Source organism: Roseovarius sp. MMSF_3350 (assembly GCF_030733425.1).
Taxonomy (GTDB): domain Bacteria; phylum Pseudomonadota; class Alphaproteobacteria; order Rhodobacterales; family Rhodobacteraceae; genus Roseovarius.
The window spans coordinates 14475-32368 of record NZ_JASHIZ010000014.1; the positions used below are offsets into that span (position 1 = coordinate 14475).

Here is a 17894-nt window from a genome sequence, read left to right on the forward strand (position 1 = left end):
GGGGCGTTACCCTTGCCCGACCGTACGCGGGTGAGAACCATTTGGTAAGATTTTGGTGTCACGGTACGCGCAAGCCTCAAGAAAGACGCTCAGGCGAGGCTGTTCGCGTTGGCGCGGGAAAACTGAACGGCCCAATTGCAGGCGGCGTGCATGATGGGCCAGTGATCGCTGCTGTGCCGCAAGCTGAACTTTGCGTCGGAACTCTATCGCGACTTCTGGCTCCAGATAGAAGTGACCGACTCGGTGCAGCTGAACCATGCGTTCCGGTATGAAGGGGCCTGGCCACGAGGCAGAGACGCTGTATGCCCGGATGCATGACATGATCGACAGCGCGGATTTCGCGCTTTACCAGGCCTTCCCTAATCCCGCACGTACTGAGCGACCGGCCATCGTTAACCGGCCGCTGATCAGTTGCTGACGTTGTTGACCGAACTGGTGACGCCGATGATCGTACCGAAGAGCCCGATAATTGTGCGGGCCGAGTTGATCGGCGACTCGGTGGCGTAGAGCGTGTCGTCGGGCTGCATGTAGAATTGGCGCGCCGAGAACAAGCCGTCGGCCGAGGTCAGGTCGAAGCTGAACACGACTTGCTGCTTGTTCGGACCGGCAAGGCCCGGCTTGAGATCCCTGGGCTGATAATCGCGTAGGATCAGAACGCCCTTGGGGTTCGCCGAGCCGGCATTGAGGCCGCTGGTCGCCGAGAGCGCCTCCATCACGGTCATGCGTTCCTTTTCGAAGTAGATGATCTTTTGAGCGCCGGTTGCGCCCAGGGAAGTGAAACTGCGCTCATCCTCGACGATGACGATCTGGTCGCCACCGACGACGCGGATGTTGCGGTTGGCATTTTCGAGCACTGAAGACACGCGCGTTTCATACGTGCGCCCCCCGCGTTGCAGGCGGACCAGCGGGTTGCGCAGCGCAGGATTCACGCCTCCCGCCTGGGCGATTACACCGAGCAGCTTGGTATTCCGGCTTTCGAGCGGCAAGCGACCCGGTGTCCCGACGCCCCCCACCATGTCGACCGAATTGTTGCGCCCCGGGGTAACCGAAAGTTGGACCTGCGCCGATGGTTGGATCTGTTCGAACTGCGATTGCAGCCGTACCCGCGCGGCCGATGGAGTGAGCCCGCGCACCGAGACCTCGCCGACATAGGGCAGGAACACACGCCCGGTGGCCGAGACGGTCTGCGGCGGGATCTGGGCCGCGGTACCGTCGACCCCGGTCAAAAGCGAGTTCTCCTCGCTGTCCCAGACCACGATGTTGACGGTATCGCCGGTCTGGATGGCCGAGGAATCAGGACCGTGATCGGCCCCGAACCAGTGATAATGTCCGTGTGCGCCGCTTTGCGGCCACTTGGCCAGCAACGGCGTCAGCGCGCGCGTGACCTCGACCAGTTGGAACGAGGGATTCTCGGACCTCTGTTCCTTGAGAACTTCCGATTGCACGGCAGCCCCGCGCGGCAGAGCACAGCCGGCCAGTGCCAACGCGCATACGGCCATCAGAGCGAACCGGAGATTCTTTTTCAATGTACCTGTCCCCCCACGGGATTGCTTCGGTTTCCTATCGCATGGACGTGATGATAGACAATGGGGTAATGGAAAAAGTCGGCGATCTTGCTGAGCTTCTCCAACAGGACGACCATCATGCGGATTTTGATTACGGGCGCGGGCGGGCGGCTTGGCCGGTTGCTTTATGCGGCGAGGGAGCGCGATGACGCCCCCGACACCGAGGTTGTGTTCCAGTCGCGCGGAGCCGGGCGTGATGTACAGTGGCGGCCCGGCGAGCCCGTAGAGCGGTTGCCCGATTGTGATGTCCTGGTGGCCCTGTGGGGTGCGACGCAGGGGGACGCGGAGGCGCTTTCGGTCAACGTCGGGCTGGTCGCGCAGTCGCGGCAGGTGGCGCAGGTATGTGGGGCACGAGCGGTCTTTCATCTGTCGTCGGCGGCAGTCTATGGGCCGGGCGCAGGTCTGACCGAAACGGCAACGATCGCTCCGCTCACCCCCTACGGCGCGGCCAAAGCGGAGATGGAGCGCCGCGTGCGGAACGTTGGCGCTGGCATGAAGGAGTGCATTTTGCGACTGGCCAACGTGGTAGGCGCCGACAGCCTTGCCGGCGCGCTGGCGTCCGACAAACCAGTAACCCTGGACAGGTTTGACGGAGGGCGCGGACCGGTGCGCAGCTATATCGGCGCGGTTGATCTGTTGCGGGTCCTGAGCGGGCTTGCGAGGGTGGAGTCCGGGACGCTGCCCTTCGCGCTCAATATCGCGGCGCCGTCGCCGGTGGCGATGGAAGACCTTGCGCGGGCGGCGGGGAAGCGCGTGATCTGGCAACCGGCCCCGGAAGGCGCGGTACAGGAAGTGTCGATAGACACCACCCGGATGCACAGGCTGCTGCCGGCCATTCGGACCAACGCCGACGCCGCCGCGCTGATTGGCGAATTGAACGCGCTGGAGAAAGTGACATGACACCGGGCAAACGACTGTTGGATATCGTTCTGGCACTTGTTCTTGCCGGCGTCCTCGCAATACCTTCTGCGATCATCGCACTTGTCATCCTGTTGCGGGACGGGCGACCTATTCTATATCCCTCGAAGCGGATGAAGGCGCCGGGAAAGAGTTTCACCTTGTGGAAATTCCGCACGATGGCAATGGCAGATCGGGATGCCTCGGTATCGGGGGCTTATAAAACGAGCCGGATCACGCCGACCGGGCATTTCCTGCGGCGGGTTCGGCTGGACGAGCTTCCGCAGCTTTGGAACATCCTGCGGGGCGATATGAGTTTTGTCGGGCCTCGCCCACCCCTGCCCCGCTTCGTCCGGCTTTGCCCTGAGATCTATGCCGAGGTGCTGCGAAACCGGCCAGGCGTTACAGGATTGGCCACGCTGGTGTTTCACAAGCGCGAAGAGCAGTTATTGGCGCAATGCCATACGCAGGCGGAAACCGACGCCGTCTACCTGCGGCGATGCGTGCCCGCCAAAGCCAGGATCGACCTCATGTGGGCTCGCAACCGGACCTTGTGCTTTGATTTGGCGCTGATAATAGCCACGGTTCGGCGGGTTTTCGCTTTTCGCGGATAAAGCGATAAATCATTAACTTTGAGGCTTTAGCTTGGGGCTGAGCCGATCGTTTTGCATACGCAGCAGGATATGAGTTGAGGGGGCTCGACAAGTTGTTCTAACAGTATAGTTGGAAAGCCCAGGAATCGTGACGTATGTTGATTTGTTTGTGTTATTTAAGGTTACTACAACCATCGGTAGCAAGGGGCGGGATTTGATGCTGTACAAGTTGGCGATTTCGCTTTCCCGTCATCATAAGCAGACAATCCTTCTAGCCATCGACGGTTTGCTGATCGCCCTGTCACACGTGGTTGCCGGCGTGCTGCTTCTCGGGATGGAGGCAGTCGGCGCGAATTTAAGGATGTTCCTGCTAAGCATCGCCGTGGTAACGCTCACGGGCGTTGCGCTGATCCTGTTCCAGGGACTGCACAAGATCAAGCTGAATGCCTACCAGATGCAGGGTGTCTTGGAATCGGCACTCGTGGCCTGCGCCATGATCGTCACCGGCATACTCAGTTCTTTCGTTTTTCTGACCATGGCTTTCCCCGTGCCGCTTTACGTCGTTATGGGGATGCTCTTCCTCATTCTGTCGATTTCGTCGCGGCTGGCGCTGCGGCAGGCTCTGCTGTCGGTCTATCGGCGTGGCAACGCGCGGATTCCGATCATCATCTACGGGGCTGGTCAGACCGGACAGCAACTCGCGACCGCGCTGACTGTCGACGACGCGGTGGCCCCGGTTGCGTTTGTCGATGACGATCTCCGGCTTCAGGGCATCACAATCGCGGGTTTGCGGACCTATTCGCCGGCCGACCTGGAGGATCTAATCCAGCGTTATCAGGTCAAACGCGTGGTTCTGGCCATGCCGAGCGCCAATCGCGCGGTACAGTCGAGTATCATACAGCGGCTGGCCAACACCTCTTGCGAAGTACATGCGATGCCGTCTTTCGCGGACCTCGTCGCCACCTCCGGCTCCAGCCTGGCCGAGACACGTCCGATCGACGTAAACACCCTGCTGGGGCGGGCTGGCTTTGAGGACGATCTGCCAGGCGTGTTCGACACCTATCGCCACCGTAATATCCTGATCACAGGCGCCGGCGGCTCCATCGGCTCGGAACTTTCGCGGCAGCTTCTTTCGTGTCAGCCTGCCAAGCTCGTGCTGCTGGATCACTGCGAGTTGGCGCTGTTCGAAACGCATCGCGAGCTTAGCGCCATTTTGCCCGAGGCGACGCTGATCGCAGTACTGGGCAGTGTAACCGAAGAAAATCACATGGCCGATGTCATGCGGTCGCACAAGATCGACATCGTGCTGCACGCCGCGGCCTACAAGCACGTGCCGCTGGTGGAGCAGAACGCGTTGGAAGGCATCCGCAACAACGTCTTCGGCACGCGGACCGTGGCCAGCGTGGCGATGCGGCATGGCGTCGAACGGTTCATCCTGGTATCGACGGACAAGGCGGTGCGCCCGTCGTCGATCATGGGCGCCTCGAAACGGTTTGCCGAACTGGCGGTGCAGGACCTGGCGACACGGTCGAGCACGACACGCTTTTCCATGGTACGCTTCGGTAACGTTCTGGGCTCTTCGGGATCGGTCATACCGCTGTTCCAGGAACAGATCGCGCGGGGCGGACCCGTCACGCTGACCCACCAGGACGTGACGCGATATTTCATGACCATTGCCGAGGCGGTGCGCCTGGTCCTTCTGACCGGCTCGTTCGCACGGGGCGGCGATGTGTTCGTTCTGGACATGGGCAAGCCCGTACCCATCCACGAACTGGCCCGGCGGATGATCGAGAATGCCGGTCACACCGTGCGTGACGCCGAGAATCCCGGCGGCGATATCGAGATCGAAGTGACCGGTTTGCGCCCGGGCGAGAAGCTGCACGAGGAATTGCTGATCGGATCGGACATGCTGACCACACCGCATCCCAAGATCCTGCGGGCGCAGGAGAAACACCTGTCGGAAATCGAGATGGCGAACGCGCTGCAATCGCTGCGGCAGGCCATCGAAACCCGAAACGTGGAACAGATGCAGGCCACGTTGCAGCAGTGGATGGAAAAGAGCGACATGACGGTGGGCGGAAAGTCTGTCAACGAATGACTCGTTTCTAGCCGGCGCTCTCTGCCTTTTCAGCCAGTGTCAGCCATTCCTCTTCGGCCTTTTCCAGCGCGGCCTGCCGCTTGCTGAGCCCCTCGGAGGCCTTTGCGAATTTGGTAGGCTCGCGGGTGAAGAGGTCGGGGTCGGACAGCAACTCCTCGAGCTTGCCGATCTCGGCTTCGAGGCGCGCGATCTCACCTGGGAGCGTGTCGAGCCGGTGCTGATCCTTGAAACTGAGTTTGGGCTTGCGGGGGCTTGCCGGTTCGGACGGTTTTGTACGCGGGCCAACGCCGCCTGACGATTTGACGGACTTGCGATCAGCGAGGGCGTCGGGCGTGGCGCGTTGCGCCATGTAATCGGTCCAGCCACCGGCATAGACGGTGTGCCGCCCGCGCCCTTCCATGGCGATGGTGGTGGTGGCGACACGGTCGAGAAAATCACGGTCGTGGCTGACCAGAAGGACGGTGCCCTCGTAATCGTCTAGCAGTTCCTGAAGCAGGTCCAGCGTTTCGATATCGAGATCGTTGGTCGGCTCGTCCAGCACAAGAAGATTGCTGTCCCGCGCCATCAGCTTGGCCAGCAGGAGACGGGCCTTCTCGCCCCCCGATAGCGATCGTACCGGCGCACGAACCTGGCGTTCGTCGAAGAGAAAGTCCTTGAGATAGCCCACCACGTGGCGCGGTGTACCGCGCACCATGACCTGGTCGGCCTGCCCCGAGACGCGCATTTCGGGATCGCCGGTCAGGCTGTCCCAGAGCGTCATGTCGGGGTCGAGCTGGGCCCGGGCCTGGTCGAAGATGACGGGCACGAGGTTGGTGCCGTGGCGCACCTCGCCCGTGTCGGGCTCAAGCGCTTTCATCAGGAGTTTCAGCAGCGTCGTCTTGCCCACGCCATTGGGACCGATGAAAGCCACGCGGTCCTTGCGCTGGATGGTGAGGGAGAAGTCGCGCACGATTGGCGCGCCCTCGAAGCTCTTGGAAACGCTAAGCGCCTCGATCACCTTGCGCCCCGATTGCGGCCCGCTGGACAGTGCCATGGCGGCGGTGCCCTCCCGCTTGATTTGCGAGGCGCGCTCGGCCCGAAGCGCCTGAAGGTTGCGCACGCGCCCCTGGTTGCGCTTGCGCCGGGCCGAGATACCCTCGACCGCCCAGCGGGCCTCTTCGGCGATCTTGCGGTTGAGCTTGTGGCGGGCCTGGTCCTCTTCCTCCCAGACCTTGTCGCGCCAGGATTCGAAATCCTCGAACCCTTTTTCCTGCCGCCGGGTGGCGCCGCGGTCGATCCAGAGGGTGGCGCGGGTGAGCGTGCGCAGGAAAGCGCGGTCGTGAGAAATGAGGATGAAAGCCGCGCGGGTCTCGCGAAGTTGCTGTTCGAGCCAGCCGATCGCCTCGATGTCGAGGTGGTTGGTGGGCTCGTCCAGCAGCATGAGATCGGGCGCCTGCGCCATCAATTTGGCCAGCGCGGCGCGGCGGCGCTCGCCGCCCGAGGCGGTGGCCACGGGACGGTCGGGATCGAACTTGAGGCCCTCGGCGGCCATTTCGATCCGGTAGTGTTCGGCCACGTCCAGCCCGTTCGCGGCGAAGGCCCCGAGGGTGTCGAAGCCGGTCATGTCCGGTTCCTGCTCCATGTAGCCGACAGACGCGTCGGGGTGCAGGACGCGAGAGCCGCGGTCGGGCTCGACGAGGCCGGCAATGACTTTCATCAGGGTCGATTTGCCCGACCCGTTGCGCCCCACCAGCGCCACGCGGTCGCCGGGCTGGACCACTAGCGACAGGTCCTCGAAGATCGGCGCACCGCCGAAGGTCAGGGAGATATCCGAAAGTTGAAGAAGAGGTGCACGCGCCATGGCGCAGCGCTATCCCGCGCGAAGAAGCCCGTCAAGCGCCGACGCGCTAGCCCGCAACCGCCCGCAGCAGGCGCTTGCGCGAGGCCGGGATCGAGTTGATCTCGAGCCCGGTGAAAACGTGCAGGGTGTTCATCTGCCGGTCCACCACCGCATGATCGCTGACCCAGCCACCCATCACTAGGTAGGTGCGCAAGAGCGGCGGCATCCGCGACATCGCCTGCTTGGCGTCGGGCTTGCGAAGGCGCAGGGCCTGGGCGAAGCGAAAGACCGAAGGCGCCTTGACCCGCGGCAACCAGCGGCGCGGCGCAAGGTGACGATCCTTGAGCATGGCGAAGGCATCGAGGTACGTGTCGGCATCGGTGCCCTTGAAGGAAGAACAGCCGAAAAGAAGTTCGACGTCGTTTTCATCGACGTAACGCGTCATCGCGGCCCAGGCCACGCGCAGGATATCGGGGTCGCGGGCCTCGGGATGGATGCAGAAGCGACCCATCTCGACCATGCGGCCGGGAAAGGCGCGAAGGGCAGAGAGCTCGTAGAACTGGGCAGAGTAGCTGCGCTCGATCTCGTCACCGCCGTTGAGCGGCAGCATCCGGAAACAGCAGATCAGCCGGTCGTCCGATGTGTCCTCGACGAGAATATGGGTGCAAATGTCGTCAAAGCTATCCTGATCGAGTGTTCCGCTTGGCTCGGCGCCCTTGAAGGCAAGTTGGCGCAACCGCTGCGCCGCCTCGATATCGGCTGCATTTTCGGCAGTCCTCGTCAGGTAGCGTCCCTTGCTCAACATGTCAGCCTCATCTGTGACGGTCGCCTAAAGGGTATATATGTGCGAACCGCTTATCATGAAGCATGTGACAGTCGAATGACGCCGAAAGGTCAGAAGAACTCGCCCGGATCGACATTGCCGAAATTGCCAAGAAGCTGACGCAGGAAGCCGCCGCCGACCACCGAAGAATCGGTCACGCGGCGGGTCAGCGGCACGATGTTGCCGTCGGCCAGCGAGAATGTCTCGATATTGGCGATGGTGTCGTTCGGGGCAAAGCTGATCGCCAAGACCTGACGCTCGATCACCTCGGGGCGGTACATGCCCACTTCCTTGAACCGGCTGCGCACGTAATAGTAGTCGCCCCCGCTCAGCATCCCGGCCGAGGACGGCGGGCCAACCACGTCGTCAACGGTTTCGCGGGTATCCACGCCCACCTGAAGGTTGTTTAGATCTTCCTGAAGCGGGAAATACCCGTGGTTGCGATAGGTCGGCGTACAGGCTGTGAGCGCCGCGGCCAGGCACATGACGCCCCCCAGTTTGGCAAACCAGATTTTCATGCAACCCCTCTTGGCCTCTTGAACGGGTCCCCATTGCCCTTTTAATCCGATACAACAAGGTAGCGGTAAGGTTCAAGAAAGGATAGGTCATACGCTCATGACCGAGAAGACAGAAAATACGAACGTGCTGCATCTGGCACAGATGGCGATGAACCGCCCGCACCCGTTCCGGATCGCGCCCGATGCGCCGACCATGGCACGCATGGCCGACGACCTTGGCATCCTTGCGCTGAAGAAAGCCGTGTTCGAGGGCGCGATGCACCCCGACGACGGTGAGAACTGGCGGCTGGAGGCCCGGCTTGGAGCGACTGTGGTGCAGTCGTGCGTAGTAACGCTGGACCCGGTGACCACCCGGATCGAGGAACCGGTCATCCGTAAGTTCCGCAGAGATTGGCCCGGGGTCGACACCGAGCAGGAAGAGGTCGAGATGCCCGAGGACGAGACGATCGATCCGCTGACCGACCGAATCGATTTGGGCGAAATGATGCAGGAGGCCATTGCGCTGGCGCTGCCCCCCTACCCGCGCAGCACTGGGCAGGAGTTGGGAACCGCGCGCTACGCGCCCCCCGGCGTGACCCCGCTGACGGACGCGGATGCCAAGCCGTTCGCGGCGCTTGCAAAGCTCAAGGAGCAGCTGAAAGACGACGACTGAGACCACGAAAGAATCGCTGGACAGCAAGCGATTTCCTTGTATTTTCGCGCTCTCACCGGATTTAGGGTTGCACGCCGGGCTCTCGAGGGATTAAGAGCCGCGTCAGCGTATGAAACCGGGCCGAAAGGCCCACAAGATTTGAGGTTGTGACATGGCCGTCCAACAGAACAAAGTATCGAAATCGCGCCGCAACAATCGCCGGGCGCATGACTCGCTGGAGGGTGCGAACTCGAACGAGTGCCCTAACTGCGGTGAACTGAAGCGCCCGCATCACGTGTGCGTCGCCTGCGGTCACTACGCGGATCGCGAAGTCATCGCGCTGGATGACGAGGTCGACCTGGACGAAGACGCAGCCTAAGCGGCGGCATCAAGGGACGCGTCCAATGACGGCATCGGCCGACAGCAAGACCAGCGGGCGCATCCTTATCTCCGTAGACGCCATGGGTGGCGATCTTGGCCCGGCAACCGTCGTTGCCGGGATTTCCTTGTCTGCAAAGAAAAATGACCGGATCGGGTTCATCCTGCACGGACCCGAGGATGTGCTGAAACCACTGGTGGCCAAACGCAAGCATTTGGTCGGGCGCTGCGAGATCCGCAATGCCGGCGATGTCGTCGAAATGGAGGACAAGCCGAGCCAGGCGCTGCGGCAGGGCAAGGATACCTCGATGTGGTCGGCGCTTGAATCGGTGCGCAACGGCGAGGCCAGCGTCTGCGTCTCCTGCGGCAATACCGGCGCGCTGATGCTGATGTCGGTCATTCGCCTGCGCAAGCTGCCGGGGATTTATCGCCCCGCCATTGCGGTTCTGTGGCCCTCGCAGAACCCGCAGCGGCACAACATCATGCTGGATGGCGGCGCGGATATCCGGGCGGATGCCAAGGACCTGATGCAATATGCGCTGATGGGCACGTCTTATGCACGCAACGGGTTTGGGCTGGAGCGACCGCGCGTCGGACTCTTGAACGTGGGCACGGAAGAGCACAAGGGCCGGGCCGAGCTGCGGGAGGCATATGACCTGATCGAGGGCAACGCGCGCAACGGCGATTTCGAATTCGTGGGGTTCGTCGAGGGGCGCGACCTGCCCGGCACTGTCTGCGACGTGATCGTAACCGACGGGTTCACCGGCAACGTGGCGCTGAAGACCGGCGAAGGCACGGCCAAGCTTATTCGCGAATTGCTCAAGGAAGCCTTTGCGCACACGCCGCTGTCGCGGCTCGCCTCGATCCTGGCGCTGACCTCGCTGCGGCGGATGGGCAAGCGGATCGACCCGAGCCGGGCCAATGGTGGTGTCTTCCTGGGCCTCAACGGAACAGTCGTGAAGTCGCACGGATCCGCCGATGCGACGGGGATTTCCGCCGCCGTCAAGCTGGCTTTCGAGCTGGCCGATACCGGCTTTACCGAAAAACTGGCGGCACGGGTTGCATCCGCAACGATGCTTGAACAGGATGCCGACAAAGAACCCGACAATAACGGTGAACAGGCATGACGATTCGCGCCGTTGTCGACGGTGTCGGTCACTACCTTCCTGAACGAGTGGTGCCGAATTCTCATTTCGAGACGTTTCTAGACACGTCCGACGAATGGATCAGGAGTCGGTCAGGAATAGAACGCCGCCATTTCGTCGCCGAGGACCAGACCACGTCCGATCTTGGCACTCGCGCCGCGCTTGCGGCGATGGCCAATGCGGGCGTAGGGCCGGACGATATAGACGGAATTCTCGTGGCCACCTCGACCCCTGACCTGACCTTCCCCTCGGTCGCCACCATGATCCAGAACCAACTGGGCATGACACGCGGCTTCGGCTTTGACGTGCAGGCGGTCTGTGCCGGGTTCATCTATGCCCTGGCAAATGCCAACGCGCTGATCGTGTCAGGCCAGGCCAAGCGCTTGCTGGTGATCGGGGCCGAAACGTTCAGCCGGATCATGGATTGGACCGACCGCTCCACCTGCGTTCTGTTCGGTGATGGCGCTGGCGCGGTGGTGCTGAGTGCCTCCGAGGCCGAGGGCTCATCGCAGGACCGTGGCATCCTTTCGACCGACCTCAATTCGGATGGGCGCTACCTCGACATGCTGTATGTCGACGGGGGCGTGTCGTCGACCGGCACCTCGGGCAAGCTGAAGATGCAGGGCAACCTGCTGTTCAGGCAGGCCGTCGAAAAGCTGACCACCACCGCCGAGGCCGCTCTTGAGAAGGCCGCGCTGAGCGATGACGATGTCGACTGGATCGTGCCACATCAGGCTAATATCCGGATCATCCAAGGCACTGCGAAGAAGCTTGGAATCTCCATGGACAGGGTCGTCGTGACGGTGCAGGACCACGGCAATACGTCGGCTGCATCGATCCCGTTGGCGCTTTCAGTGGGCGTGGCAGAGGGCAAGATCAAGCGCGGCGACGTGATCGTTTCAGAGGCGATCGGTGGCGGCCTTGCCTGGGGTGCAGTGGTCCTGCGCTGGTAACTGCCGGAACAAAGCGCGATTTTTCCGCTTAAACTGTACCTCCCAAGTCATTGACATTGACTCGGAAAATTCTTCACCCCTAAAGTTCTCTGCAAACGGCAAAGGGGATGTGATGACAAATGACACGGTGACACGGATGGACCTGAGCGAAGCGGTGTTTCGCGAAGTAGGTCTGTCGCGCAACGATTCCGCCCAGCTGGTCGAAAGCGTTCTGGAGCATATGTCGGACGCGTTGGTGCGGGGCGAACAGGTTAAGATCTCGTCCTTCGGCACCTTCTCGGTGCGTGACAAGTCGGCCCGCGTCGGGCGCAATCCCAAGACCGGAGAAGAGGTCCCGATCAATCCACGGCGTGTTCTCACATTTCGTCCGTCGCACCTGATGAAAGACCGGGTGGCGGCCGGCAACAAGGCCTGAGAACCAGCCGATGGCCAAATCCGCCGACGCGTTCCGGACCATCAGCGAGGTCGCCGACTGGCTTGAAACCCCGGCGCATGTGCTGCGATTCTGGGAAAGCAAGTTCAGCCAGGTGAAGCCGGTGAAGCGCGCCGGTGGGCGGCGGTACTACCGGCCCGCGGACATGAAGCTGTTGGGCGGGATCAAGAAGCTGCTGCATGACGATGGGATGACCATCAAGGGCGTGCAAAAGATGCTGCGGGAACAGGGCGTGGGATATGTCTCGGACTTTTCCCAGCCATTGGGAGATGCGGCGGATGACGTCGTCATAGATCACGTCGAAGATACACCATCAGCGGATCGGGCGGACGCCAACGCGCCCGAAACCAAGCCAGTTTCGACGGACGAGGTACCGCGCCCTGTCCCGCCTGCCGTTTCCCCCCCCGCCGGGTCCGAACCGGCTCGGGCTGAGCCGGACGCACCCCCGCCACCGCATTCCCCAAGCGCCGCGCCGGATCCGGCGCCGCTTACGCCAAGTGCCGCGCCCGAGCCTGCCCCTGTGGCGTCAAGTTTGCCGCCGCGGCCGGATCCTGTTTCCCAGCCTCCGACCCCGTCATCCGGGCCGCTGGACAGCGTGGACGCGGATATCCCGCCGACCTTCAGCCGGCGCAATGCCGAAGCCGAGTCCGGGCCGGAGCAAGAAGCAGAGCCCGAGCAGCAGGAAGAAGACTCCCCGCCGCTGCCGAGTTTTCTGCAACGGAGGAACGCCACGCCTGATACACCTTCGGCTCGCGCAACAGGAGACGACGCCCCGGCCACCGACCCGGAGCCTGCAGGCGCCGGGCCAGCCGTGCCGGAACCGATCGAGGTTGATTTGCCCGATGACCCGGATGACGGAATTGCCGCCGAACCGGGTGTGCTATCCATGCTGGCGCGGGTGCGCAGACCGTTGACACCCGACACGATTGCCGGTCTGGAAAGCCTGCTGTCGCGATTGCGCGCGACGACGGGTTCCGCCCCCAGAGAGTAGCGCGTGAATCTGGAATTTCCCCCTTGTCCTTGGCGCGAAAACCAGTATGAACGGCCAGACGTCGGGCTATGGCGCAGCCTGGTAGCGCGTCCGTCTGGGGGACGGAAGGTCGCAGGTTCGAGTCCTGCTAGCCCGACCAATTCTTCGCGTACCAAGGGCCTTTTATCCGCGCCCCGGGGCACTGCAATTGCCGCGCTGGCGCGTGCGGGGGGGATCGAATGACCGGCGTTCTGGCCAGCCAGCAACTGAAGGCGATGATCCTGGATGGGCGCCTTTCGGCACAGCCGGCGATCACCGACGAACAGGTACAGCCCGCGTCGCTGGATTTGAGGCTTGGCACGACGGCGTACCGGGTCCGGGCGTCGTTCCTTGCCGGAACCGGTGCGAAGGTCGAGGACCGGTTGAAAGAATTCGAGATGCACCGGATCGACCTGTCGGACGGCGCGGTGCTGGAGAAGGGCTGTGTCTATGTCGTGCCGTTGATGGAGCGGCTGGACCTGCCCTCGGATGTTCATGCGGTGGCAAATGCCAAATCCTCGACCGGGCGGTTGGATCTTCTGACGCGCACGATTACCGATGGCGGCGAGGAGTTCGACCGTATCCCGGCGGGCTATACCGGGCCGCTTTATGCCGAGATCTGTCCACGGTCCTTTTCGGTGCTCGTGCGGCCGGGCATGCGGCTGAACCAGATCAGGTTCCGTGCGGGCCAGGCAGTTCTGAACGATGCCGCGCTGAGCGCATTGCACGTTGAAAGCCCGCTGGTGAACGGCCCGCCGGTTATCAGCGACGGGCTGGGATTTTCGGTCGACCTGAAGCCTGAGGCGGGCACGCTGGTGGGTTATCGCGCGAAGCCGCACACAGGTGTGATCGACCTGGACAACATCGCGGGCTATGATGCCGCCGACTACTGGGAAGAGGTGCATAGTGACACGGGCCGCATCATCCTGGACCCCGGCGCGTTCTATATCCTGGTGAGCCGCGAGGCGGTGCATATTCCGCCGGCCTATGCCGCCGAGATGGCACCATACCTGGCAATGGTGGGCGAGTTCCGGGTGCATTACGCGGGTTTTTTCGACCCCGGGTTCGGCCATGACGCTGCAGGCGGCGCGGGATCGCGCGGAGTTCTCGAAGTGCGCTGTCACGAGGCGCCATTCGTGCTGGAACACGGGCAGATTGTAGGGCGGCTGGTCTATGAGCAGATGGACGAGGTGCCCGAGCAGCTTTACGGCGCTGGCATCGCGTCGAACTACCAGGGTCAGGGGCTCAAGCTGTCAAAGCATTTCCGCGCGACCTAGAACTTTCCGATCTTGCGCGCGACGCGCATCGACTGGCGCATGCGCTTTTGCGTTTCGGCCGTCTGCCGCTTGTGCTGCGGATTTGGCGCGCCCTTGCCATCGGCGGGTTTCTTGCCGCGTTTCGACATCTTGTCGATACCGGCGTTCACGCCCGTGCGGATCAGGCGGTTCATCACCATGCGGATGATCATGCTTACGATACGGTTGGCGTTCATTGCGCCCTCCTCGACCTGTGCGTTTCCAAGTATGTAACACGGAAACTTGAATTTTTCAGGGCGCTTTCGCAGAATTATCGGGATTTAATCCTCGAATAGCTCGCTCTGGCCTTCCCCGGTCTGTTCGTCCAGGTCCTCGTCTCCCTCGCCCATCTGCGGCATGTCACCGGGCGGTGGTCGGTTCTCCAGGAGACCCGCGGCGCGCAATTCCTTGAGCCCCGGCAGATCGCGGGCGTTTTCCAGACCGAAATGGTCGAGGAAATGCGGCGTGACCACAAAGGTCACAGGGCGGCCCGGCGTCATCTTGCGGCGTCCGAAGCGGATCCACTCCATTTCCAGCAACTGGTCAACCGTGCCGCGGCTGACACTGACGCCGCGGATTTCCTCGATCTCGGCGCGGGTGACGGGTTGGTGATAGGCGATGATGGCCAGGGTTTCGATCGCGGCGCGGCTGAGCTTGCGGGTCTCGACGGTTTCCTTTTGCATCAGAAATCCGAGGTCGGGTGCCGTGCGCATGGCCCAGGCATCGCCGACTTTGACCAGATGCACGCCCCGCCCCTCGTAGCGTTTGCGCAAGTGCACCAGTGCCTCGGCGGCGTCGCAGCCATGGGGCATCCGCGCCTCGATTTCCCTGGCCGAGACAGGCTCTGAGGTGGCGAAGAGGATCGCCTCGCACATCCGCTCCTGTTCGGCCATGGGCGGAGCCTCGAACAGGCTTTCCTCCTGCGGCGCGGGGTGTTCGGTGTCGTCCGACATGGGCTCTATCCTTTACGCCGCAATTCCAGCGGCGCGAAAACCTCGGACTGGCGCAGTTCAACCTTGCCCTCCTTGGTCAGTTCCAGCGCGGCGGCGAAGGTCGACGCGGTGGCCGAGCGTCGGCGCGCCGGATCGGCAGTAAAGCCGTCGGGCAGGTAGGAGGCGATGTCGGTCCATGTGCCGGCAAAGCCGATCAGGCCGCGCATCCGTTCCAGCGCCTGTTCCAAGGTAAAGAGCGCCTCGCGGTCGAATGCGTAGGGACGAAATTCGTCCTTGGTGCGGATGCGGGCATAGCCCTGCATCAGGTCCAGCAGCGTGGCCGTGTATTGCACGCGGCGAATGCGCGTCACGTCTTCGGGCAGGCCGCGGGCGAAGAAATCGCGACCAAGCTGGTCGCGGCCCATCAGCCGGGCGGAGGCCTCGCGCATGGCTTGCAGGCGCTCAAGCTGGAAGGCGAGATGCGCGGCAAGCTCCTCGCCCGAGGGGCCCTCTTCCGCCGGGTCGGGCGGCAGCAGGAGGCGGGATTTGAGGAAAGCCAGCCAGGCGGCCATGACGAGGTAATCAGCCGCAAGTTCGAGGCGCAGCGCCTTGGCGCGTTCAACGAAGGCAAGGTATTGTTCGGCCAACTGCAGGACGGAGATCTTGCGCAGGTCGACCTTTTGCGTGCGGCTGAGCGTCAGCAGCAGGTCAAGCGGCCCCTCGTAGCCGTCCACGTCGACGATCAGCGCCTCGGCCGCCATGCGGTCGCTCACGCTTTCTATCTGTCCCATTTCCTCGAATGTATCTTCAGACATTGCCCCGACCGTGCAGCAGTCCGGCAAGCTTTGCCTCCAGCGCGGGAATGTCAACCTTTGTTGGGCTTTTCCGCGCAGCAAGGGCGGCCTTGGCGCGCCGAAGGGCAGTCCCGGACAAAACGCCGGAGGCCTCCGTAACCGCCTTCATTTCGTCGAAAGTGCCGTTGCAATGCAGGATCACGTCGCAGCCGGCGTCGAGCGACTGACGCGACAGCGTGGCAAGATCGCCCTTGAGAGCTTTCATGGATATGTCGTCGGTCATGATCAGACCGTCAAAGCCGATCCGATCACGGATGAGTTGCATCATCCGGGGCGACGTCGTGGCGGGCAGCGCATCGCAAGCCTCGTAGACGAGATGCGCGGTCATGCCCATCGGCAAGTCATTGAGCGCAGCGAAAGGCCGGAAGTCGGTCGCGGTGAGCGTGTCGATGTCAGTATCGACGACAGGCAGGTCGAAATGACTGTCCACGACGGCGCGGCCGTGACCAGGGATGTGCTTGACCACCGGCAATACGCCTCCGTCCAGGTGCGCGTTGGCCACGGCGCGGCCTACTTTCGCCACCGTATCGGGATCCTGCCCATAACAGCGGTTCTTGAGAAACGGATGTGTCTCGCGCCCGGCGACGTCCACCAGCGGGGCACAGTTGGCATCGATGCCCAACTCGTGCAGTTCATGCGCGATAATGCGGTAACGGGCGTACATCGCCTGTTCGGCATGCGGGCCGGCCAGTTGGACCTGTTCCAGAGGCGGAAGCCATTCCCGCCATACGGGGCCGCGCAGACGCTGGACGCGTCCGCCTTCCTGATCGATCAGGATGCTGGCGTGGTGATTGGCCGCGAGGCGCAAGCTGTCGCAGAGCGCGCGAACCTGATCTGGCGTGTCGATATTGCGGGCAAAGAGGATGAACCCGAAGGGGCGGGACGCACGAATGAGCGCGGTCTCGTCCGGGGTCAGTTCCGTGCCGGCCACGCCAAGGATCGTGGCGCCAAGCGTGCTCACCGTGTCACCACCGGGATGCAGTCGGCCTTTTCGGCCACTAGGGCAGAGCAGAAGCGACGTGCATCACTGAGGTCGCCAAAACCCATGGCGCGCAGGCGATAAAAGGTGCGGCCGCCGCTTTGCGCTTTCTGGATGACGCGTTGCTTGTCGTCGAGATATTCCGCGAACTTGTCCGACAGCTTGCCCCACTCCTGCTCCGCCACGGCGGCGCTTTCGAACGCGCCAAGCTGGGCCATGCGGGTTCCGGCGGGGATGGTTTCGGGGTCGATCTGCGGGACGGCCTGCGCGGCGACGCTGGCGGCAACGGCGTCCTCGACCGTATTGACTTGCGCGGGACGGGCCTTGGGACGAAGCGAGCGCCCGATCCCTTCGGTCACCTGCGTAGTTTCGGATTCCTCTGCATCGGACTCCGCGTCTGACGTGCCGGCTGTGTCTTCGGTCTCGGTCTCGGCGGGAGCGACGGGGGTGAGAGGTTCGACCCCCTCGGACAATTCGTCGGCCAGTGTAGTAAGCGCCGCCAGCGTGGCCGCGTCTTCATCAGTTTCGACCGCGTCCTGGGATTCCGCGCTTGGCGTGATCTCCTCGGTCACCGCTTCGGTTTCGGTTTGCGTGGCGGCGAGCTGCACCTCTGCTTGTGGCGTATCCTCGAGGCTGAGGGCCAGAGGTTCGGGCGCAAGCACCAGCCGGTCGGCGGGCTGTGCAGCCGAGCCGTCGGCGGCCACGTCGTTGACGGCAAGCCCCTGATTTTCAGCCGTGGAGCCGCCGGGATTTTCGGGCTGAATGCGCATCGGACCTTCGGCGGCGCGGACCACCGGCACGCCGCTGACATCGCGGACAAGGATCTTGTAGCCCCAGACCCCGATCCCGATCACGAGGGCCAGAGATATTGCCGCTCCGGCCATGTTCGTGAGTTTCTGAACTGATATCTGCCGAACAGCCCCCGCCTGATGGGGGGCACCATGTATCTGTGCCATCGCTCGCCTCGCTACC

At 62.8% G+C, this 17894-nt stretch carries 21 protein-coding genes and 1 tRNA gene; 13 read left to right on the forward strand and 9 right to left on the reverse strand.

What is annotated here, in order from left to right:
• The first annotated feature begins 183 nt into the window (after positions 1-183).
• Together RBB31_RS20585 and RBB31_RS13740 are read left to right on the forward strand one after the other, a co-directional pair.
• Positions 184-318 carry a hypothetical protein gene (locus RBB31_RS20585; protein ID WP_371931331.1) on the forward strand — a complete coding sequence of 45 codons (135 nt, stop codon included), beginning with the start codon at positions 184-186 and terminating at the stop codon, positions 316-318.
• Positions 257-418, forward strand: a complete 162-nt coding sequence (locus tag RBB31_RS13740; protein WP_306129870.1) for a DUF6614 family protein — start codon at positions 257-259, stop codon at positions 416-418. The genes RBB31_RS20585 and RBB31_RS13740 overlap by 62 nt, the downstream gene beginning before the upstream one ends.
• Here the strand turns inward: RBB31_RS13740 and RBB31_RS13745 are convergent.
• Positions 408-1526 (reverse strand): polysaccharide biosynthesis/export family protein, encoded by a 1119-nt coding sequence (locus RBB31_RS13745; RefSeq protein ID WP_306129871.1) that lies wholly within the window; start codon positions 1524-1526, stop codon positions 408-410. The two genes, RBB31_RS13740 and RBB31_RS13745, sit on opposite strands and share 11 nt — an antisense overlap.
• 87 nt (positions 1527-1613) lie before the next feature.
• On the opposite strand from RBB31_RS13745, the gene RBB31_RS13750 reads away from it, so the two are divergent.
• The 3 genes from RBB31_RS13750 (at position 1614) to RBB31_RS13760 (ending at position 5153) form a co-directional block, all read left to right on the forward strand.
• Entirely contained in the window at positions 1614-2465 is an 852-nt protein-coding gene (locus tag RBB31_RS13750) for an NAD(P)-dependent oxidoreductase (RefSeq protein WP_306129872.1), read from the forward strand.
• A complete protein-coding gene (locus RBB31_RS13755; protein WP_306129873.1) occupies positions 2462-3076 on the forward strand; it encodes a sugar transferase in 615 nt (204 codons plus the stop codon). Before RBB31_RS13750 ends, RBB31_RS13755 begins: the two co-directional genes overlap by 4 nt.
• A gap of 196 nt (positions 3077-3272) precedes the next feature.
• Positions 3273-5153, forward strand: a complete 1881-nt coding sequence (locus tag RBB31_RS13760; RefSeq protein WP_306129874.1) for a nucleoside-diphosphate sugar epimerase/dehydratase — start codon at positions 3273-3275, stop codon at positions 5151-5153.
• A 7-nt stretch (positions 5154-5160) separates the two neighbouring features.
• Here RBB31_RS13760 and RBB31_RS13765 read toward each other — a convergent pair whose 3' ends face one another.
• The 3 genes from RBB31_RS13765 to RBB31_RS13775 form a co-directional block, all read right to left on the reverse strand.
• Positions 5161-6993 carry an ABC-F family ATP-binding cassette domain-containing protein gene (locus tag RBB31_RS13765; protein ID WP_306129875.1) on the reverse strand — a complete coding sequence of 611 codons (1833 nt, stop codon included), beginning with the start codon at positions 6991-6993 and terminating at the stop codon, positions 5161-5163.
• A gap of 46 nt (positions 6994-7039) precedes the next feature.
• A complete protein-coding gene (locus RBB31_RS13770; protein WP_306129876.1) occupies positions 7040-7777 on the reverse strand; it encodes a GNAT family N-acetyltransferase in 738 nt (245 codons plus the stop codon).
• Between the two features lie 89 nt (positions 7778-7866).
• Positions 7867-8313, reverse strand: a complete 447-nt coding sequence (locus tag RBB31_RS13775; RefSeq protein ID WP_306129877.1) for an outer membrane protein assembly factor BamE — start codon at positions 8311-8313, stop codon at positions 7867-7869.
• 97 nt (positions 8314-8410) lie between these two features.
• On the opposite strand from RBB31_RS13775, the gene RBB31_RS13780 reads away from it, so the two are divergent.
• The 8 genes from RBB31_RS13780 to RBB31_RS13815 all read left to right on the forward strand — a co-directional run bounded on the left by RBB31_RS13780 (position 8411) and on the right by RBB31_RS13815 (position 14139).
• Positions 8411-8965 (forward strand): DUF177 domain-containing protein, encoded by a 555-nt coding sequence (locus RBB31_RS13780; RefSeq protein WP_306129878.1) that lies wholly within the window; start codon positions 8411-8413, stop codon positions 8963-8965.
• A 151-nt stretch (positions 8966-9116) separates the two neighbouring features.
• A complete protein-coding gene (gene rpmF, locus RBB31_RS13785) occupies positions 9117-9323 on the forward strand; it encodes a 50S ribosomal protein L32 (protein WP_306129879.1) in 207 nt (68 codons plus the stop codon).
• Positions 9324-9348: 25 nt separating this feature from the next.
• Positions 9349-10449 (forward strand): phosphate acyltransferase PlsX, encoded by a 1101-nt coding sequence (gene plsX / locus RBB31_RS13790; RefSeq protein WP_306129880.1) that lies wholly within the window; start codon positions 9349-9351, stop codon positions 10447-10449.
• Positions 10446-11420, forward strand: a complete 975-nt coding sequence (locus RBB31_RS13795) for a beta-ketoacyl-ACP synthase III (protein WP_306129881.1) — start codon at positions 10446-10448, stop codon at positions 11418-11420. Before plsX ends, RBB31_RS13795 begins: the two co-directional genes overlap by 4 nt.
• Before the next feature lie 112 nt (positions 11421-11532).
• Positions 11533-11835: an integration host factor subunit alpha gene (gene ihfA, locus RBB31_RS13800; protein ID WP_057789467.1), complete on the forward strand. Its 303-nt coding sequence runs from the start codon at positions 11533-11535 to the stop codon at positions 11833-11835.
• A gap of 10 nt (positions 11836-11845) precedes the next feature.
• Positions 11846-12844: a MerR family transcriptional regulator gene (locus RBB31_RS13805; RefSeq protein ID WP_306129882.1), complete on the forward strand. Its 999-nt coding sequence runs from the start codon at positions 11846-11848 to the stop codon at positions 12842-12844.
• A 62-nt stretch (positions 12845-12906) separates the two neighbouring features.
• Positions 12907-12983, forward strand: a tRNA-Pro gene (locus RBB31_RS13810).
• Positions 12984-13062: 79 nt separating this feature from the next.
• Positions 13063-14139 carry a 2'-deoxycytidine 5'-triphosphate deaminase gene (locus tag RBB31_RS13815; protein WP_306129883.1) on the forward strand — a complete coding sequence of 359 codons (1077 nt, stop codon included), beginning with the start codon at positions 13063-13065 and terminating at the stop codon, positions 14137-14139.
• Here the strand turns inward: RBB31_RS13815 and RBB31_RS13820 are convergent.
• From RBB31_RS13820 to RBB31_RS13840, 5 genes are all read right to left on the reverse strand, one after another.
• Positions 14136-14354 carry a hypothetical protein gene (locus tag RBB31_RS13820; RefSeq protein WP_306129884.1) on the reverse strand — a complete coding sequence of 73 codons (219 nt, stop codon included), beginning with the start codon at positions 14352-14354 and terminating at the stop codon, positions 14136-14138. The genes RBB31_RS13815 and RBB31_RS13820 overlap by 4 nt on opposite strands.
• 84 nt (positions 14355-14438) lie before the next feature.
• Entirely contained in the window at positions 14439-15110 is a 672-nt protein-coding gene (gene scpB / locus RBB31_RS13825) for an SMC-Scp complex subunit ScpB (protein WP_306129885.1), read from the reverse strand.
• 5 nt (positions 15111-15115) lie between these two features.
• Positions 15116-15904, reverse strand: coding sequence for a ScpA family protein (locus tag RBB31_RS13830; RefSeq protein WP_306129886.1), 789 nt, complete (start codon positions 15902-15904; stop codon positions 15116-15118).
• On the reverse strand, positions 15897-16904 hold the full coding sequence (gene nagZ / locus RBB31_RS13835) for a beta-N-acetylhexosaminidase (protein ID WP_306129887.1): 1008 nt from the start codon (positions 16902-16904) through the stop codon (positions 15897-15899). The genes RBB31_RS13830 and nagZ overlap by 8 nt, the downstream gene beginning before the upstream one ends.
• Positions 16901-17806, reverse strand: coding sequence for an SPOR domain-containing protein (locus RBB31_RS13840; protein ID WP_306129888.1), 906 nt, complete (start codon positions 17804-17806; stop codon positions 16901-16903). Before RBB31_RS13840 ends, nagZ begins: the two co-directional genes overlap by 4 nt.
• Positions 17807-17894 lie beyond the last annotated feature (88 nt).

Bases quoted from the DNA above. Each gene is read 5' to 3' on its own strand.
- RBB31_RS13740 (WP_306129870.1), top strand. From the start codon at position 257: ATGCGTTCCGGTATGAAGGGGCCTGGCCACGAGGCAGAGACGCTGTAT.
- RBB31_RS13755 (WP_306129873.1), top strand. From the start codon at position 2,462: ATGACACCGGGCAAACGACTGTTGGATATCGTTCTGGCACTTGTTCTT.
- RBB31_RS13760 (WP_306129874.1), top strand. From the start codon at position 3,273: ATGCTGTACAAGTTGGCGATTTCGCTTTCCCGTCATCATAAGCAGACA.
- RBB31_RS13765 (WP_306129875.1), bottom strand. From the start codon at position 6,993: ATGGCGCGTGCACCTCTTCTTCAACTTTCGGATATCTCCCTGACCTTC.
- RBB31_RS13770 (WP_306129876.1), bottom strand. From the start codon at position 7,777: ATGTTGAGCAAGGGACGCTACCTGACGAGGACTGCCGAAAATGCAGCC.
- RBB31_RS13775 (WP_306129877.1), bottom strand. From the start codon at position 8,313: ATGAAAATCTGGTTTGCCAAACTGGGGGGCGTCATGTGCCTGGCCGCG.
- RBB31_RS13780 (WP_306129878.1), top strand. From the start codon at position 8,411: ATGACCGAGAAGACAGAAAATACGAACGTGCTGCATCTGGCACAGATG.
- rpmF (WP_306129879.1), top strand. From the start codon at position 9,117: ATGGCCGTCCAACAGAACAAAGTATCGAAATCGCGCCGCAACAATCGC.
- plsX (WP_306129880.1), top strand. From the start codon at position 9,349: ATGACGGCATCGGCCGACAGCAAGACCAGCGGGCGCATCCTTATCTCC.
- RBB31_RS13795 (WP_306129881.1), top strand. From the start codon at position 10,446: ATGACGATTCGCGCCGTTGTCGACGGTGTCGGTCACTACCTTCCTGAA.
- ihfA (WP_057789467.1), top strand. From the start codon at position 11,533: ATGACAAATGACACGGTGACACGGATGGACCTGAGCGAAGCGGTGTTT.
- RBB31_RS13805 (WP_306129882.1), top strand. From the start codon at position 11,846: ATGGCCAAATCCGCCGACGCGTTCCGGACCATCAGCGAGGTCGCCGAC.
- RBB31_RS13815 (WP_306129883.1), top strand. From the start codon at position 13,063: ATGACCGGCGTTCTGGCCAGCCAGCAACTGAAGGCGATGATCCTGGAT.
- RBB31_RS13820 (WP_306129884.1), bottom strand. From the start codon at position 14,354: ATGAACGCCAACCGTATCGTAAGCATGATCATCCGCATGGTGATGAAC.
- scpB (WP_306129885.1), bottom strand. From the start codon at position 15,110: ATGTCGGACGACACCGAACACCCCGCGCCGCAGGAGGAAAGCCTGTTC.
- RBB31_RS13830 (WP_306129886.1), bottom strand. From the start codon at position 15,904: ATGTCTGAAGATACATTCGAGGAAATGGGACAGATAGAAAGCGTGAGC.
- RBB31_RS13840 (WP_306129888.1), bottom strand. From the start codon at position 17,806: ATGGCCGGAGCGGCAATATCTCTGGCCCTCGTGATCGGGATCGGGGTC.